Source organism: Chitinivibrio alkaliphilus ACht1 (genome assembly GCF_000474745.1).
GTDB lineage: Bacteria > Fibrobacterota > Chitinivibrionia > Chitinivibrionales > Chitinivibrionaceae > Chitinivibrio > Chitinivibrio alkaliphilus.
Genome location: NZ_ASJR01000001.1, coordinates 97,220 through 115,151, shown reverse-complemented (window position 1 = coordinate 115,151; position 17,932 = coordinate 97,220). Strand labels below are relative to the sequence as shown.

General features: G+C 44.2%; 15 protein-coding genes. 8 read left to right on the top strand and 7 right to left on the bottom strand.

Annotation, left to right across the window (positions count from 1 at the left end; all coding sequences use genetic code 11):
* Nucleotides 1-5: 5 nt before the first annotated feature.
* Genes dmeF through CALK_RS00450 form a run of 5 tightly spaced genes read right to left on the bottom strand, consistent with a single transcriptional unit; the run spans nt 6 to nt 6,041 of the window.
* Entirely contained in the window at nt 6-893 is an 888-nt protein-coding gene (gene dmeF / locus CALK_RS00470; RefSeq protein WP_022635668.1) for a CDF family Co(II)/Ni(II) efflux transporter DmeF, read from the bottom strand.
* A 19-nt stretch (nt 894-912) separates the two neighbouring features.
* Nucleotides 913-4,362: a DNA polymerase III subunit alpha gene (gene dnaE, locus CALK_RS00465; protein ID WP_022635667.1), complete on the bottom strand. Its 3,450-nt coding sequence runs from the start codon at nt 4,360-4,362 to the stop codon at nt 913-915.
* Nucleotides 4,352-4,783 carry a hypothetical protein gene (locus CALK_RS00460; protein ID WP_022635666.1) on the bottom strand — a complete coding sequence of 144 codons (432 nt, stop codon included), beginning with the start codon at nt 4,781-4,783 and terminating at the stop codon, nt 4,352-4,354. Before CALK_RS00460 ends, dnaE begins: the two co-directional genes overlap by 11 nt.
* Entirely contained in the window at nt 4,717-5,496 is a 780-nt protein-coding gene (locus tag CALK_RS00455; protein ID WP_022635665.1) for a hypothetical protein, read from the bottom strand. The genes CALK_RS00460 and CALK_RS00455 overlap by 67 nt, the downstream gene beginning before the upstream one ends.
* Before the next feature lie 23 nt (nt 5,497-5,519).
* Entirely contained in the window at nt 5,520-6,041 is a 522-nt protein-coding gene (locus CALK_RS00450; RefSeq protein ID WP_022635664.1) for a hypothetical protein, read from the bottom strand.
* A gap of 129 nt (nt 6,042-6,170) precedes the next feature.
* Here CALK_RS00450 and CALK_RS00445 point away from each other — a divergent pair, with 129 nt between their 5' ends.
* Nucleotides 6,171-7,331 (top strand): phosphoribosylaminoimidazolecarboxamide formyltransferase, encoded by a 1,161-nt coding sequence (locus CALK_RS00445; protein WP_034636009.1) that lies wholly within the window; start codon nt 6,171-6,173, stop codon nt 7,329-7,331.
* Here CALK_RS00445 and CALK_RS00440 read toward each other — a convergent pair.
* Nucleotides 7,328-8,929 carry an NAD(P)/FAD-dependent oxidoreductase gene (locus CALK_RS00440; protein ID WP_022635662.1) on the bottom strand — a complete coding sequence of 534 codons (1,602 nt, stop codon included), beginning with the start codon at nt 8,927-8,929 and terminating at the stop codon, nt 7,328-7,330. The genes CALK_RS00445 and CALK_RS00440 overlap by 4 nt on opposite strands.
* 107 nt (nt 8,930-9,036) lie before the next feature.
* Here CALK_RS00440 and CALK_RS00435 point away from each other — a divergent pair, with 107 nt between their 5' ends.
* The 4 genes from CALK_RS00435 (at nt 9,037) to CALK_RS00420 (ending at nt 11,999) form a co-directional block, all read left to right on the top strand.
* Entirely contained in the window at nt 9,037-9,789 is a 753-nt protein-coding gene (locus CALK_RS00435) for an outer membrane protein assembly factor BamD (protein WP_022635661.1), read from the top strand.
* Nucleotides 9,790-9,794: 5 nt separating this feature from the next.
* Nucleotides 9,795-10,391: a nicotinate (nicotinamide) nucleotide adenylyltransferase gene (nadD, locus tag CALK_RS00430; RefSeq protein WP_022635660.1), complete on the top strand. Its 597-nt coding sequence runs from the start codon at nt 9,795-9,797 to the stop codon at nt 10,389-10,391.
* Nucleotides 10,388-11,041 carry a ribulose-phosphate 3-epimerase gene (rpe, locus tag CALK_RS00425; RefSeq protein ID WP_022635659.1) on the top strand — a complete coding sequence of 218 codons (654 nt, stop codon included), beginning with the start codon at nt 10,388-10,390 and terminating at the stop codon, nt 11,039-11,041. The genes nadD and rpe overlap by 4 nt, the downstream gene beginning before the upstream one ends.
* Nucleotides 11,042-11,168: 127 nt before the next feature.
* Nucleotides 11,169-11,999 (top strand): hypothetical protein, encoded by an 831-nt coding sequence (locus CALK_RS00420; protein ID WP_022635658.1) that lies wholly within the window; start codon nt 11,169-11,171, stop codon nt 11,997-11,999.
* A gap of 6 nt (nt 12,000-12,005) precedes the next feature.
* On the opposite strand, the gene CALK_RS00415 is transcribed toward CALK_RS00420, so the two are convergent.
* Complete coding sequence (locus tag CALK_RS00415) at nt 12,006-14,159, bottom strand: HDOD domain-containing protein (RefSeq protein WP_022635657.1); 2,154 nt, start codon at nt 14,157-14,159, stop codon at nt 12,006-12,008.
* Between the two features lie 140 nt (nt 14,160-14,299).
* On the opposite strand from CALK_RS00415, the gene dxs reads away from it, so the two are divergent.
* The 3 genes from dxs to CALK_RS00400 all read left to right on the top strand — a co-directional run bounded on the left by dxs (nt 14,300) and on the right by CALK_RS00400 (nt 17,907).
* Nucleotides 14,300-16,207, top strand: coding sequence for a 1-deoxy-D-xylulose-5-phosphate synthase (gene dxs, locus CALK_RS00410; RefSeq protein WP_022635656.1), 1,908 nt, complete (start codon nt 14,300-14,302; stop codon nt 16,205-16,207).
* Nucleotides 16,200-16,583, top strand: coding sequence for a (deoxy)nucleoside triphosphate pyrophosphohydrolase (locus tag CALK_RS00405; RefSeq protein ID WP_022635655.1), 384 nt, complete (start codon nt 16,200-16,202; stop codon nt 16,581-16,583). Before dxs ends, CALK_RS00405 begins: the two co-directional genes overlap by 8 nt.
* 61 nt (nt 16,584-16,644) lie before the next feature.
* A complete protein-coding gene (locus CALK_RS00400) occupies nt 16,645-17,907 on the top strand; it encodes a diaminopimelate decarboxylase family protein (protein WP_022635654.1) in 1,263 nt (420 codons plus the stop codon).
* Nucleotides 17,908-17,932: the final 25 nt, after the last annotated feature.

Here is a 17,932-nt window from a genome sequence, read left to right as displayed (position 1 = left end):
ACCACTCATTGTACAATGTCAATGGTGATGTGTGCATAATCATCACTATGGCGTAATTCATTCAGCAATTGCTCCTTTGTAATATGAGTCCCCTTCACGGTGGCCATAAGAAAACGCTGGTGTGGAGAGACTCTCCATACATGGAAATCCCGAATTTCAGCAACCCCCTGTTGAGAGAAAATGTCACGGGTTCTTTGCAGAGATGCCTCATCTTCAGTATAATCCAGTAGTATCTTTCCTGTACTTGTTAATAATCCCACAGCCCAATGCAGAATAACACCTGCCCCAACAATACCCACGGCAGGGTCAAGCCATACAAAACCGCCCAGCATCCCAGCGGTTAAGGCAAAAATGGCAAGTAGAGAGGTGAGAGCATCGGTTATCACATGTAAATAAGCGGCACGAAGGTTGTGGTCGTGATGATGATCGTGACTGTGGTCATGACCATGGTGATGATCATGGGTATCAGAAAGAATACAGGCACTAATCACGTTAATGGTTAAGCCAATCACTGCCACAATCAGAGCATCACGAAAGAGTATCTCCTGTGGAGATATAAGACGATGTATGGACTCCTTCACCATGAGTAATGCTGTTATAATGAGAGCAATGGCGGAGGTATATCCTGCAAGAACGCCAACTTTGCCCGTACCAAAGGTAAATCGATGATTTTTTCCGTGTCGTTCCGCAAAGGAGTACGCAAGTAACGTAAAAAGAAATGCCAAGGTATGGGTTCCCGTATGGATACCATCAGAGAGAAGTGCCATGGATCCAGACATAATACCCATGGTTACTTCGGCAATCATAGTAACTGCGGTTATGCCCATCACAAGAATAGTTCGTTTTTTATTTCTTCGATTATCGGGAATCGTATGGACGGTTTCACACAACATACTGCCCTCCTGATAGGGATTATTTTGTTCGTTGACTCAACACAACATCATCTACAGCCGCAAGTTTTCTGAGAGCTGCACAACATGTTCGTGATGAAGAAACAAGAAGATTCTTTGTACGGATCACGTACTCATTCCCATCACCTGTATGAAGATGTATAAGAACAATACAGCCACCTCCATGTTTCTTACAGGTTTCCAGGATTTCTTCTAAATGGGTTCGTTCAAGGCCACTCGTGGTTATATGGATACGTACCGCCTTGGTAATTGCCGTACGAGCTTCATCTAAGGGCATTACCTTATTTGCAACAATCTTACACTTTATTTTATCCACGGAATCTTCTTGAACATGTTCTTTTTCAACAGTTCCGCGAACCAAAACCATCTCTTCTGCGTTACAGAGATGGCTATGCAATTCATACATTTTAGGTGGAAAAAAGAGTTCTCCTTCACCAACCAAGTCTTCAAAGGACATGAAGGCCATGGGGCTTCCATCTTTACGAGAGTTGAACTTCTTTACCCCTGTAATAACTCCGCCAGCTAAGACACTTTGTTTATGTCGAAGACGGGCAACGGTTTCTTCTGAAAAATCCATGGTGGAAAATCCCCGAATTTCATCTTTAAAATGTTCAAGGGGGTGCCCGCTTACATAAAAATTCATCACCTCCTTTTCCTTATTAAGCAAGTCAAAATGCTCCCACTCATCAAGGTGCTGTACGGCAGGAACAGGAAGAGCCGCCGTGGATTCTCCAAAGAGATTGGTTTGTCCGCTGGCACTCTCCTCCTGTTGTTTTTTTCCATAATCTACCGCAATAGAAATGGTATTACACAGGGTTGATCGGTGTTCTCCAAAACAATCCATGGCACCGGCCCAAACGAGAGATTCCAGGGCTTTTTTACTCACATCATGTAAGTTTACTCGGCAACAGAGATCAAAGAGATCTTGGTACCCTCCCCTCTTTTCGCGTTCTTCCACGATGGCCGTTGAGGCTTTCCCCACATTGGCAATAGCACGCAAACCTATTGAGATCTTCCCGTTTTGAACACTGCAGTTTGGTGTCGATACATTGATATTTGGTGGAAGAACCTCAATACCAAGACGACGAGCTTCCTCTGTGGCAGATACAAACTTCTTTTGATCTCCCAAGCGTGAGGTCATAACCGCCGCCATATACTCACAGGGATAGTGAGCTTTAAGGTATGCTGCTTGATATGACACATGAGCATATACACACGCGTGGGCCTTATTAAAACCGTATTTGGCAAATTTCGCCATGAGGTCCCACACTGCTTCGGCCTTTTTTAGATCAATTTTCTGATTTTCTGCCCCCTTAAGAAAATCTTTTTTCATCTCCTCCATAACATCAAGCTTCTTTTTCCCCATGGCCTTACGGAGAATATCGGCCTGACCTAAGGTAAACTGCCCCATTTGTTGAGCTATGCGCATTACCTGTTCTTGATATACGATAATTCCGTAGGTTACATCAAGGATCGACTTTAGCATAGGATGTGGGTACTCTATCTTCTCTTTCCCATGTTTTCTTCGAATAAAACTATCAATATTTTCCATGGGCCCGGGACGAAACAGGGAGGTCATGGCAATAAGATCTTCGATGGAGGTAGCACGCAATTTTTTTAAGTGTTTGCGCATTCCCGGTGATTCAAACTGAAAGATCTCAACGGTCTCCCCCGTGTGGAAAATCTCAGCATAGGTTTTCTCGTCTCCATCAACGATATCATTCCAGATATCGATTTCCACTCCGTGAAAATCCTTAATAAGATTCACCGTCTCCTGAATAACCGACAAGGTGCGCAGGCCCAAGATATCCATTTTTATAAGCCCCGTATCCTCTACAAATCCCATGTCAAATTGGGTCATGGGCATGGTTCCTTCAGCGGCCTGCTTATATACAGGAGACCATTGCGGTATATCCCCCGGAGCGATAATTACCCCCCCGGCATGCATCCCCGGTTGTCGCGCCAACCCTTCCAGTTTTTGTGCATAGGCAAACACCTTATCATACAAACTGTTTTTTTGTAACAAATCCTTTAATTCGCCATTCTTATCTATTGATTCTGAAATAGTTGACTCACTTACCATGTTCGACAACATTTGTGAATCCGTGGGAGGAATTCCCATAACACGAGCGACATCTTTTACGGCATTTTTTGCCTTCATTCTACCGAAATTAATGATCTGACTGACAGCCTCACTACCATATTTATCGACACAATATTGAATTACCCGTCCTCGTTCAGAATCAGCAATATCCGCATCCACATCAGGCATGCTGATACGCTCCGGATTAAGGAACCGTTCAAAAATCAAATCATATTTTAAGGGATCCACATTGGTGATACCAATACACCTTCCCACAAGAGAACCGGCAGCAGAGCCCCGACACCCACGCATTATCCCATGCTTGTCAGCCCAGAGAAGAAAGTCACGTACAATCAGAAAGTATCCGGGAAAGCCCATTGATATAATAATATCGAGTTCAAAATCAAGGCGCTCTTCAATGGTTGGAGTGAGCTCACCATAAATCTGTTCTGCCCCCGTATAGGCCAAATCTTTTAAATATGCTCCTTCATCAGAGTATGACTCAGGGATACCAGTGCTGGGTAGTTTTGGCTTGTGAAACGGGTCTACACTACATCGCTCAGCAATGCGAACTGTATTGGTCATCGCTTCCGGAATATCGGGAAAAAGCTCGCGCATCTCCTCTGGGTCTTTTACATAAAACTCCTCTGTGGGAAAGCGAAACCGGTTTTCCTCAGTATACCGCGCATTTGTTTGCATACAAAGCAAAACATCGTGTGGATCAGCATCTTCTTTTGTTAAGTAATGCGCATCATTGGCGACTATCAAAGGTACTCCCTTTTCACCCGCCATATCAATAAGCTGCTCCATAACAATATGTTCATCATCCATGCCGTGATCCTGCAATTCGATGAAGAAATTATCCGCACCGAAAATATCAAGATATGTATCAATACTGTTGAGGGCGGTTTCTCGCTCTCCTCGAAGTATCCCTTGAGCAATTTCTCCACCGATGCATGCTGAGGTAGCAATTATACCCTCGGAATATTCCCGTAACACTTCATAGTCTATGCGCGGTTTGTAATAAAACCCTTCCGTATACCCCACGCTGGAGAGCTTCATTATGTTTTCCCATCCCTTGTTTGACTCAGCCAGAAGAATTAAATGGTAGCGGTCTTTGCTCCGCTCTTTTCTCCCACGGGGAGCAACATATGCCTCAAATCCAAGGATTGGTTTAATACCGGCATTCATGCTTTTTTTATAAAACTCAAGAGCACCAAATAACCCGCCATGATCTGTGAGGGCTGTGGCTGGAGCTTTTTGTTCTGCCGCCTTTTGAACAAGGTCATCAATACGTATGGCTCCATCGAGGAAACTATACTCACTATGGGTATGTAAATGAACAAATTCACTATGCTCAAAGCTCATCTTCAACAACTCCAAATTTTTCTATTTTGCTTATATAAAAACGTCTTACGCTCCCTCTTTCATCTGATGCTTCAAAAAACGAGTCTTGTGGAGAAGCGTATTCTACAGGACGAACAACCTGATCAATTCCACGGGACAAGCCTTCACGATATACCAATACGAGAGGAAGCTCCATCATTTTAGCATATTTCACAAGACGTATAATTTCGCGGGGAGAACGGCCTTTTAATTCACCGTTATAAATGCTTCCCTTATTTTCACGCCCCTCCACACCTTTCACATCGGGGTCAAACTGAAACTGCACCGATTCTTGGACAGGGGCGTGTTTTTCAACCGCACCAAGGGGCTCTTGATCTAAATCATCGCTTGCAAAGGAGCACGATGTATCATATCCATGATGTTCAAGTCGTTTGCGAACCATTTCGCGTTTATCTGGAGGAATATAAAAAAACGGTATCCACGTATTTCTCGAAGATGGGGGGCAATGCTTTTTTCTCCAAGCAACCGCTCCGCTGCGGAGTCGGTGACCCCCAGAAAATCACCATGCATAAAAGAGCGGTGAAATGTTGATACCCAATCTTGTACAGTGTGCATGATATTTTCTGTGGCGTTCCAGCTACGAAGAAACTCTTCAATAATCTCTGGAGAAATCCCCTTTCTCAAGGCATACTCTATGGTGTCACGGCGTATCGTGCCATGAAAGACCACATCAAAATGATGCAGTTGTCCAATTTTACAAAAAAACAAGAGTGATTCTGCTTGAATATCGGGAGGAATCACGAGAGAAAAGTCTGGAAGGATATGCCCCGCCATGGGAGTGGCATGAGAGCGTTGCTGTTCAGTTTGGAGCGGATATATATATATGCGTCCCTTGGAAAAAGAAAGGTTCACTCTTCCAAGCCACTGCAGAAACACCAAGGACGCTATGATGGGAGGTGGTATGCAAGAACACCGTAGACTGGCACGATGCTGTGCAAGAGCATCAAGCATCTCCATATCACCAAAGAGCACTTTTGGCGCCATAGAGAGAGCGTTGCTTTCTGTTGGAATACTCTTGTCATTATTAAGGTAAACCAAACTTCGCTTTTTCTCTAAATACCCCATGGCACAAAGCAAATCTACCGCCATTTCCATAAGTGGTTCACAGAGCTTTGGTCCTACTTCTTTTGCCCATCTTCCCAAGGAGGTAAATTGTACAAAAAGTTCTCGAAATCGCTTCGTATATGCTCCATCTTTTTTTGCTGAATGGCGCCTTGAAATGCAAGTCCACCTAATATTGCGCAGTCTCCAGAAACACGCAACCCTATGTTTTTTTGCGGCGCGGGAATATCCTGGCAAGCAGTATAATATTCAGCTACTCGGTGACGTAGATCCTCAAAAGGGAACAACCATGTATGAGTTCCTCGAACTCCTTCGCACACAAGGAATGTTTGGAGAAGAGCGGTCTTTAGCTGATCCTGTGGTGCGAGTTTTCCTCCACTGCAGTAAATTGCAAGAAACTCTTGCTCCATCTCTGGGGCAAATTTCTCTATGCTCTCCTGCACAGACTTCGCCGAACAATGTCGTTCTTCAATGCGTTTGTATACCTCTTCTGACAATATCCGCACCTGTGTATCAGGGAGGAAATACTGAAATACAAGAGAAGGTTTTAGTTGCCGGAGATACTGGTGAAACTGCATAGAACCTCTTTTTTCTAGAAACAAGAAATATACACCATGGCACGCCGGAACATAAAGAACAATCGCTCTTTCGGCAAACCTCTCTATGATATATTTTGCAGAGGTAAATTTAACGGTATTGGAGAGACAATGGAACTTCGTTATGGATGCAATCCACATCAAAAACCAGCAGCTGTATACACCCCCTCGGGCACATTGCCATTTCGCATACTCAATGGGTCTCCTGGGTACATTAATTTTTGCGATGCCCTTAATGCATGGCAGCTGGTACGGGAGTTGCGTCAAGTCGCTCACCTGCCCGCAGCAGCCTCTTTTAAACACGTAAGTCCCGCTGGCGCTGCGGTGGCGGGGACTCTTTCCGACACAGAGAAAAAAGCTCTTTTTGTTGACTCCCTTGAACTTTCACCCTTAGCAGAAGCATATGCAAAAGCACGAGGTGCTGATCGCATGTCAAGTTTTGGCGATTGGATCGCCTTGAGCGACCCGTGCGACAAAGCCACAGCAGAACTTATTAAAAAAGAGGTAAGTGACGGTATCATAGCTCCGGGATATTCTGAAGAAGCCCGTGCCATTTTACAAGAAAAACGAAAAGGATCCTACAACATTATAGAGATTGACCCAACCTACGAGGCACCTGAACAGGAAAAACGGGAGCTCTTTGGTATTACCCTTGAACAAAAACGCAACACCGCTCTTCCCGACGATTCGTGGTTTTCTCACATAGTCACGGTGAAAAAAGATTTACCCCATGATATTGTTCGCGATATGAAGCTTGCTGCCATCGTGCTCAAATATACCCAATCAAATTCTGTTGTATATGTATACAAAGGGCAGGTAATTGGTATTGGAGCGGGGCAACAGAGCCGAGTTCACTGTACGCGCCTTGCTGGAGAAAAGGCCGACAAATGGTTTTTACGCCAATCCGAGCAGGTGCAAAGTCTTGCATTTAGTGAAAATATGAACCGGGCTGGAATGAACAACGCCATAGACCTTTATCTTGAAAAAGATATAAGTCCGGCAGAGATGAAGCGGTGGAACGAGCAGTTTATTACCCCACCACCGGTTTTTTCTGAAAAGGAAAAGCGGAAAATTCTTGATGGAATATCCGGGGTCGTCCTGGGGTCAGATGCCTTTTTTCCCTTTCGTGACAATATCGACCGGGCTAGCAGAAGTGGCGTTTCATATGTCATTCAGCCTGGTGGATCGGTGCGGGATGATGCTGTTATCGATGCGTGTAACGAATATGATATGACCATGTGTTTTACAGGAACCCGGCTCTTTCACCATTAATCAATATTAGCGGGGACAGCTTCCTGTTGTTCCCGCCTCTCGAGAAATTGTAAGGCCCTACGTATTCCATCAACCCCGCTACTCACAATACCTCCGGCATATCCTGCTCCTTCACCCAAGGGGTAGAGGTTATCAACCCCACGTGATTCACCAGTACTGTTGCGTAAGATCTGTACAGGTGAAGAACTTCGCGTTTCAACCCCATAGAGAATTACCTGGGAGAAATCATCCTGCCCAAGTGAATGGAGGAAGCCTGGCAAAGTTTCACAAAGCGCCTCTTGTACAAGAGAGGGGAGTAATGTCCGAAGATTTGCCGGGGTGACTCTGAATGCAGATGGAGACGGGGGAAGTGTTGTGGGAGCTCTATTTTCTAGAAAGTCGGCAAGGGTCGATCCAGGGAGAGCGTAGGTTTTGCCCCCAGCTACAAAGGCTTTCGCTTCCCATCGTTCCTGAAATCGTATTCCCGCAAGAACATCCTGGGCATCTCCCCCATACTCTTCGTGAGAAAGTGGAACCAGAAACGCTGCATTTCCCCAATATAAGTTGCGTTTTGAATAGCTCATTCCGTTGGTAGTTATTTTGCCTGCTGATGAGGCACACGATACGACAACACCGCCGGGGCACATGCAAAAGCTGTATACAGAACGATCTGTTTTTTCTGATCGGCGACGAACCCTGAATTCTGCGGGGCCAAAGACGGGCGTTTTTGCTTTATAAAGAGTGGTATTAAGCAAGGATTGAGGAAGTTCTGCTCGTACCCCCATGGCTATCCCCTTCTTTCCAAGGGGAACCCCTTTTTCGTGTAAGAGAGAATACACATCTCGTGCACTATGTCCGGTCGCAAGGAACAGCGTATCAACAGGATATGTTTTTTCTGCGGTGTCAATGTAAATAAGACGATTATCTACAATACGCATATCCTTGAGGGCGGTGTTAAATAGAAAGACACCGCCTCGCTGTTCTATTTTTTTGCGAATTCGAGGAATGATTTTCATAAGGACATCTGTACCAATATGGGGATGTGTATCAACACGAATAGATGGAGGAGCTCCTGCATCTATGAGCAGATCAAGAAAGAAAGCAACTTCTCTCCGATTCTTACTACGACACGTAAGCTTTCCATCTGAAAAAGGCCAGCTCCCCCTCCCGAACAGCATATTTGAGTAAGGGTTCAATATTCCCTCTTTCCAAAATTGAAGAATATCTTTCTGTCGCACCTCTGCATTTGGTCCCTGTTCCAATATTACGGGGCATGTCCCTGCCTCCGCTAATACATAGGCTGCGGCAAGCCCCGCAGGGCCAGCACCGATAACAATGGGTGGCTTCTCTGCCGGAGGAATAGCGGGTATATGGAGTCGACTGGGTGGATGATACTGTTGAAGACGGGACGTCGTTTTATTGTATGACGGTACTAAGGAAAAGACAAGGGAGAGTACGTAGGTAGGATTTTTTCGAGCATCTATGGAGCGTGATGTTATTTTCACGTGCTCAATAAAGCGTCGGGGAATACGTATTTTCCGTGAAAGTCGTCGCAAAAGATCATCATAGCTGTAGTCTGCTGGAACACGAAGTTGATGAATAATAAACTGATTCGGCATAGAAATTCCCGATGAATAATAAATGTCAGGGATATACTAAATACAAAAGTACTAGCATAATATATAACAAAAATCTATTTTTACGAGTAATGTTTAAGCGAGGTGATATGAAAATAACAGCACGACTGAGTCTATGTACACTACTTCTTTTTCCGGCTCTGCTTTTAGCACAGGAAGATGCTCTTGAACTAACACGATGTCAGCAAAAGTATGTTGATGGTTTAGAACGCTATCATGGAGAAAGTTATCGTCGTGCCAACACCCTTTTTGATGATGTGATACGAAATTGCGCTGCTGATATTGAGCGTCGTGACTCTCTCTATCTCATGGCAGGACATACAAAATTCGCCCTTGGAAATTACCGGGAGGCATCTATTGAGTATGAAGAAGTGCTTGCTCGGTTTTCTCAATCTCCCCTGCGGGAAGAGGCGCTTTTTAAGCTCGGTTTGGCTCTCTACTATGAAGCACCTATTGTCGAACGAGACATCGCAATTCTTCGGCGTGCGCAGCAACGATTCAATCGATTTGTCGCGACATACCCAAACAGTCCGTACGCAGATTCTGCTCAGACATACTTAGACAGTATCTACGAAAAATTTGTAGAAAAAGCCATGAACAATGCACATTTTTATACAATTATTGATCGATACAACTCAGCGGTTGTGTACTATGAAGACATTCTAAAAAGCTTTCCTGAGACAAAACGTATCAATGAAGTGACTGATTCCTTAGCTCGGAGCCTTATTTACGGGCAACGCTATGCTGAGGCGGAAGTATACATTGAACGTCTCCAAGCCACATCGTACGATGAGAAGAAGGTACAGGCCCTCAAGGAAATGTTAGAGAAAAAGAGAGAGTAAGTGTCTTGAAAGAACGAATTGCTCTTCTTGGAGGAAGTTTTAACCCGCCCCATGCAGGTCATATTTCCATGGCGCATCTTGTGCAAGAATATCTGGATCTTCACCGAGTACTCTTTATTCCCACCAAGAACCATGCCTTCCAGAAAGAAAGTTTGCAAACATCCTTTGCGCATAGATGCAATCTTGTAGCAGCTGCCATCAAGGAATACCCCTCCTTTGAGCTCTGGGACAAAGAAGGTGCGCGGGCTGGCGTTTCCTACAGCGTTGACACAATCTGTGAAATACGGGAAGAACGCATGCCCCAAGAAATCTTCTTTATTATCGGCTCAGATAATCTTTCAAATTTTCCTCGGTGGCGTTCTTACGAAAAAATTTTAAAGCTTGCACACCTCGCCGTGGTTGAACGTCCGGGCTATGCCATGTCTACTCCACAGCACCTACCGGTACAAAAGATTCATTCAGTTCCCTCACCCTTTTGGGGTATCAGTTCAACAACACTTCGTACCTACTGTGCACAAGGCTATACATGTACGGGGCTGCTTCACCCGGCTGTGCAAAAATATATCAAACAACATAATCTTTACTCAGGAGTACCATCGTGAGGTCCCCCCTTATTTCACCTTCCATTCTCTCAGCAGACTTTGCGCATCTTTCAAAGGATATCCACGACATAGATAATGCTGGCGCAGATTGGATCCACTGCGATGTCATGGATGGTATGTTTGTGCCCAACATCAGTTTTGGGCCAATGATTATCGAAAAAGTGCATACACTCACGGATAAACCGTTGGATGTACATCTCATGGTTACTCAGCCGGAACGATATCTTGAAGCCTTTGCTGCTGCCGGTGCACACTACATAACAGTTCATGCAAACGCCTGTCAGGACCTACCTGAAACCCTTGACAAGATCGCTTCCTTAGGATGCAAAGCTGGTGTGTCTGTCAACCCAGATATCCCCATATCAACATTCACGGACTACTTAGACAAAATTGACCTTGTTCTTCTTATGTCAGTCTATGCAGGATTCGGCGGGCAATCATTTCTCCCGGAAGTGCTGGAGAAGATCTCCGCGGTAAAAGCCTTGGTTGACAAGATGAATCATCCTATTCATATTGAAGTCGATGGGGGAATTACGGATAAGACAGGACGGCTTTGTGTCGAACAAGGAGCTGATGTACTTGTCGCCGGCAGTTACATTTTTAAACAGCGTTCCTACCAAAACGCCATTGATAGTCTGCGCATCTCCTAAATACACGGAATAAAATGGACCGTCCTTTTTTGTGCAGGCAGATCAATTTATATCTGCCAAGCTGTCCTTTTTGTACTATTATTATGCCTATACAGTCATCCCCCTGTTTTAATGAGGAGTAGTTTGTATGTCGGAAAATAAGGCAAAGATGAAAGAAGTCCTTTCACAGTTCGTTGATTCCCTCATGGACGATGAGATAAAAGAATTACATGCTGGTATTCGTGGAGTAAAAACAGAAGTATTGAACAGCATATCCTCTTTCAAGGAAGAGTTTGAGAAAGAGCTTTCTCAGGTAAAACGAGAGTTGATGCAGGAAGCAACTCGCGGTAAAGAGGATGTGATGATCCTTAAAAAAGAGCTTGCCCAGTTAAAGTCTATGAACTCTGAAATTATTAACGAAAAAATCGACAGCATGGCTAAAACCATTGAAAATAAATCATCCCTTATTGATACACGGGTAGGGCATATTTCAGAAGAACTCGATAATAAACTCCGCGAATATGTCTCAGATACGAATCTTCAGATTCGTGATTTAGCAAAACGGGTAACTCAAGCTGAAAAAGTAACCCATCTGTTTGGAAATTTTGCAGCTGATTATTCCTCTATACTGGGAAAAAAACAGGACACCCCTGACAAAAAAGAGCACTCACAACAGTACCAAAATACTAGGAAAAAACAAACTACCTCGGTAAAAGAAAAACAGCAGAAATCTCCTTCCCCATCAGTGGCCCCGAAGGGGAAAGTTCCTAAAAAAAGCAGCCCAAAGCCACCGGTACAGGATGAATCTCCTCTTGAGCTGGATGAATTTGAAAAGAACTTTATCGAAAATATTCAGCCGCGTGATGCACGTTCACGTCCAACACAAGAAGTTCCCCTTGCATCCTCATCGAAGAAACCGGATGATTCCATGAATCAAATTATTACCGACGATAATGGGCAGCAGCTCTACGTGCCTTGATATATTCTATGAAAGAATGGTATGTAAGGAAGCACAATCTGACTCATCTGCCAAATTGACGAGAGTTATGTCTGAGATCGTACTAAGAAGGTGAAGGTCTTGCGAAGACTCTTCCCCCACTCCTTCATAAAACACAATATACTGTGCATTCTGTGAGCCAGTGTGTTTTTTAAGCTCTTGGAGGCTCTCTGCGCATTCAGTAAAAGGAGCTTTCCATTCCAGAAAGTAATGAGTCACCTTTGCAGAGGAATCTTTTGCATATTGAAGCGCCTTGTGTCCATAGATGAACTTATTAAAGCTTGGCCAATCATAGCGCTTTATATGGTGATACAACTTGGTATATCCTTGGGTAGAACGATATACTACCAAAGCATTCCGCTTTTCATGAGTGACGGGACCCTTGGTAAGCGGAAGAAGATATTTTATGGCCCGATCACTCATGTCATTACTCACACTATTCATATTAAGCGCCTGTAACACCATGTGAACATTGCGCAAATCAACGGGATATTCAGCAATAATACACGTTTCAAAGTCAATAGAGCGCAGGGTTTTGGAGACGTCCATAACTAACCCACGAACGCCCCTGGCATCACAGAGCTGCAGTTGCTTTTTCATATCTTTCGTATACGCTGGAAAAAGAGCGATGTATTCAGCATCTTGCTCAGAAAGAACCTGTTCTAAAGTTTGTACATCCTCACAATGGCGTATGGAATATCGGTCTGATTGGCGGATATATTCATAGAGCGCTGACCACATAAATTCGCCGGAAAAACAACATAGCAGGGATATTTTTTCTGTCTCATGAACTGGCTTATTTCTTCGGGGGTAGGTCCGATCGTCAATATTAACAATGCTGTTATAGAGATTGAGCTCTGAATATAGAGTGTGGATAAAGGTGTCCGTAATCCCCTTATGAATACCGAAGGTATGGAGAAGACCATACTCAAAGTGGTGCACAGAACAATCGGTTGTATAGCCGATATCAAAACCGTATGCCATAGATTTTGCAAGGGATATGGTTACTGCAAGGCTGTTTTTCTGTACATCGGAAGCAGTGTTGTGCAACCGGTCAAAAATACGGATTGCTGAACTAAAGGAGTTCGGTAATTTCCAAATAGTAAAAAGATAGGCAAGCAAATCGAGGTGATTTACCGACATGGTGCTATCTTGGTAGTACGTGAATGGTGATCCTTCTTCCGTAGCTCCATCAAGTATTTTTTGAAAAGTAGTGGGAAGATACTCATTCATCATCAAAGCACCGAGTCCATGGAGTAAACCAAGGGCAAAGGCTTCGTCACTACGGATACCGGAAATTTTTTTTGCGAGCTTCTCTGCGATAATAGCCACAGCAAGGGAGTGAAACCAAAACTCTCTGTAACTAAACCCGGTACTGGGAGATCTACTATTAAAATGTTTTAACACAGACATGGAAAGAACAGCTGTTTTTGTTTGAGAAAAGCCAATACGCACAATCGCTTGGCGTAGAGAATCAATGCGTCTATTTCGCGCAGCATAATACACTGAGTTTGCTAAACGGAGAATCTCGGCTGCAACTGAAGAATCACTTTCAATAGCTCGACCTAACTGACTTGCACTACTTGAGTTATCTTCTGTGAGCCGCAAGACAGACGCAAAGGTTGTCGGGAAGGCAACCAGAGAATCAATATGGGAAACCATGAGTGCTATTTTTTTTGTGGGGAGCACCTGAGGATCAAAAAGCTGGGCCGTCATTTCTGCAGTAACATCCTGTGTGGGATTCTCTCCATTCTTTTTTTTTGATGCTGTGGTCATGGTTTCTCGAAGAACAACTTGCACTGCAAGGAGTATTTTTTTTACGGAGATGGGGGCTGCAACATAGGTTGTTACTCCCATTTTTTCCATACCTACACGGCATTGTTCAGAACAAGCAGGGCCAAATACCAACAGGGGCGTATGACAGATCTCAGGATGTTTTCGTATGAGGCGAATTATGGAAAGTTCGTCTTGAGTACATTCCAGGATTTCAATAATAATCACATCGGGAGTATATTGACGTGCCTTTACAATAGAAGCATATGGTCGTCGGCACGTGATAAATTCCGCCTTTGTGCGAGAAAAAGTCTTTTGTAACCCCTCACGGATATTTTTATGAGAAATACTGGCAAGAACCGTAATCATACCTGCTCCAATAATACCGATACATACTACACAGTATACTGTTTTTTTATAATTTACAAGTAAAAACAGCCATTCCTTTATCCAACCAACAGCAGGAATTATTTTACAGTATACCTTGGTTACTCCAAAAGGAAATCACTATGAGTTTACTCGATACAATAACATCTCCACAGGATCTCAAAGAACTATCCACCAAAGATCTTCCAGCTCTAGCTACTGAAATTCGCGAATTTCTGATACATTCCGTAAGTAAAACTGGTGGACATATCGCTCCAAGTCTCGGAGTTGTGGAACTAACCCTTGCCCTGCACTATCTCTTTGATAGCCCAAAAGATAAGTTTATCTGGGATGTGGGACATCAAGCTTATACTCATAAAATTATCACAGGGCGAAAAGAGCAATTTTTCACCCTCCGGCAGTATAATGGAATAAGCGGGTTTCCCCATATCACAGAAAGTCCTCACGATGCCTTAACGGTGGGACATGCTTCAACCTCAATATCTGCCTCCTTGGGGATGGCCTTTGCCCGCGACCTTCGTAAGGAAACACATAACATTGTCAGTGTAATCGGCGATGGAGCTATGACCGGTGGTCTTGCCTACGAAGGGCTTAATAATCTTGGCCACAGCAATACCAATATGATTGTAATTCTGAATGATAATGAGATGTCTATCGCTCCCAATGTAGGTGGCATGTCTACTTACCTTACAAAAATCATTACGGACAAACGGTATACACGTCTCAAATCAAATATTTGGAATACCCTTGATCAGATTCCGGCATCTCTGGGAAAGAAACTACAACACCTCGGCCACAGTATTGACGACAACTTAAAAAAAGCCTTTACCCCAGGCAAACTCTTTGAGGATATGGGTATTAAATATCTGGGCCCCATTGATGGGCATAACTTCGAAGAACTTTTTCATGTTTTGACCTACGCACGAGATGAAAACAAAGGACCGCTTCTCATACACACCCTTACCAAAAAAGGAAAAGGGTATGAACCAGCTGAGATAAATGCGACGAAATTTCATGGTATTGGCTCCTTTGATATAGAGAGCGGTGAAGTACGCAAAGAAAGTTCGCAAAAGACCCCATCATGGAGCTCCATTTTCGGCAGTACACTCCTTGAGATAGCAAGAAAGGATGCTCGTGTCCTTGCCATTACCGCCGCAATGCCTAACGGAACAGGACTTGAGACGTTTGAAAAGGAACTCCCACAGCAACTTATTGATGTGGGAATTGCAGAACAACACGGAGCAACCTTCAGTGCAGGCTTAGCCTTGGCTGGACAAAAACCGGTTTTTGCCCTCTACTCTTCTTTTCTGCAACGTGCCTTTGATCAAATTATTCATGATATTGCCTTAGAGAAGCTCAACGTTGTCTTTGCCATAGACCGTGCGGGGCTAGTGGGAGCCGATGGGCCAACACATCATGGCGCCTTTGACCTTTCCTATTTAACCACCATCCCCAACTGTACCATCCTTACCCCCTCTTCAGCAGAAGATCTGAAAGATATGCTATACAGCGCGCTTTATGAAATAGAGGGCCCTGTTTTTATTCGCTATCCACGCGGCACAACTCCTGCTGCACCACCTGCATATGCACCTCAGGGAAAAAAAGAGTTTCTACCTCAACAAGTGAAAACACTCCCCGGAGCAAAAGTGTTATTGCTCCCCGTAGGCGATTTCCTTCCAACGGCCTGTGCCGTACAGGAAAAACTCCATTCAGCTGGGATTCTTTCTGATGTTACAAGTCTTCGCTGTGTAAAGCCCCTTCCACATGATAGACTCTACTCACTTTTTTCTGCCTATGATACCGTTATTACCCTGGAAAACAATTCTCTAATAAATGGTGCGGGAGCGCAACTACTTCAGGTTTTACAGCAAGGAGCTCACCGTGGTGCCCTATCCCATGTGCCAAAACTCCTTTCCTATGGATATCCTGATCGATTTATTGATCAAGGTACACAGGAGGAATTGCTTCAGGAGCTGGGCCTAGCACCCGATCCACTCACGGAGAAAATAATTCAGGATATTCGTGCGTAAGGTCTGCGCTGCAGTTATTGTATACAACGGGAAGGTTCTTCTTACGAAACGAGCCTCCGGTGAACAGCACGGCGGTTTTTGGGAATTCCCCGGAGGAAAATGCGAGCCAGGAGAGCGACTCCGCCAATGCCTAATACGAGAAATACGTGAGGAGCTCTCCATAGATATTATGCCTGAACACGTGATCGCCCAAACACGTGTAGGGGATTTTTTTATACACTTCTTCAAATGTCGATATCTTCACGGCACCATTACACTCACAGTGCACGATGCCTTTTATTGGTATAGTCCTCATGATACAATACGAACCAGTAAAATACTGTCTTCAAACCATGATGCTCTTGCGGCGATACGACCATATTGTAAACAAGTCTAACAGTAATACCTCGCGGTAACATATTTTGTGACATACTATACCAAAAATCAAAAGAGGCAGTATGCCACAAGAAAAACTTCCCTTTACCCGGGAACAGATTGCAGAAATTGCAAAAACCCATCCAACCCCTTTTCATATATATGATGAACAGGGAATTATTGAGAATCTTGATCGCTTCCAAAAAGCCTTCTCTTGGGCGGATTTCAAGGAGTATTATGCAGTAAAGGCAGCTCCAAACCCGTACTTAATGAAGCTTTTACAAAAGAAGAACGTTGGTTTCGACTGCTCGTCTTTAGCGGAGCTTGAACTCTCAGAACGCGTGGGTAGCGTCGGTGAAGAGATCATGTTTACGTCAAATGATACGCCAGCTGGTGAGTTTAAACGCGCAGCAGAGCTCGGAGCAATCATTAATTTTGATGATATCTCTCATCTTGACTATTACGAGAATACCGTAGGAAAGCTTCCTGACCTTGTGTGCTTTCGTTACAACCCGGGAGAGTTGAAAAGTGGTAATGACATTATTGGAAATCCAACAGATGCAAAATACGGCTTTACCCGTGAACAGCTTTTTGAAGGATTTGCGGCGTGTAGGGATAAGGGCATTACGCGCTTTGGTTTGCATACCATGGTTGCATCAAATGAGCTTGATGAGCAGTATTTTGTAGAAACAGCGCGCTTACTCTTTGAAGTGATCGGTGAACTGACAGAATCCTTGGGTATTACCTTTGAATTTGTAAACCTTGGCGGTGGTATTGGCATCCCCTATACTCCCGAAGAAAGGCCAGTAAATCTTGAAACCGTTGGCGAAGGAATCCGAAAGGAATACGAAACCTTAATTACCGGCAAAGGCCTTTCTCCGCTCAAAATTTATATGGAATGTGGTCGGATGATAACCGGTCCCTACGGGTATCTTGTTACAAAGGTTCGCCACATAAAAAACACCTATAAAACCTTTGTTGGTGTAGATGCAACTATGGCAAACCTTATGCGCCCCGGAATGTACGAAGCATATCACCATATCACGGTGCTTGGAAAAGAAACAGCTGAAGCCACAGAGGTGTACGATGTTGCTGGGTCACTTTGTGAAAATAATGATAAGTTTGCCCTTGATCGGAAGCTTCCTCCCATTGAACGGGGAGATTTTCTCGCCATTCACGATGCGGGCGCGCACGGTCACGCCATGGGATTTAACTACAATGGAAAACTCCGATCTGCTGAACTGCTTCTTCGCAGTGATGGGTCAGTAGTTCACATACGTCGTGCGGAAACCTTGAATGATCTTTTTGCAACCCTTGATTTTACTAGTATTTCTGAGTTTAAATAAGTATCTCAGTCTTTCACGGAAGAAA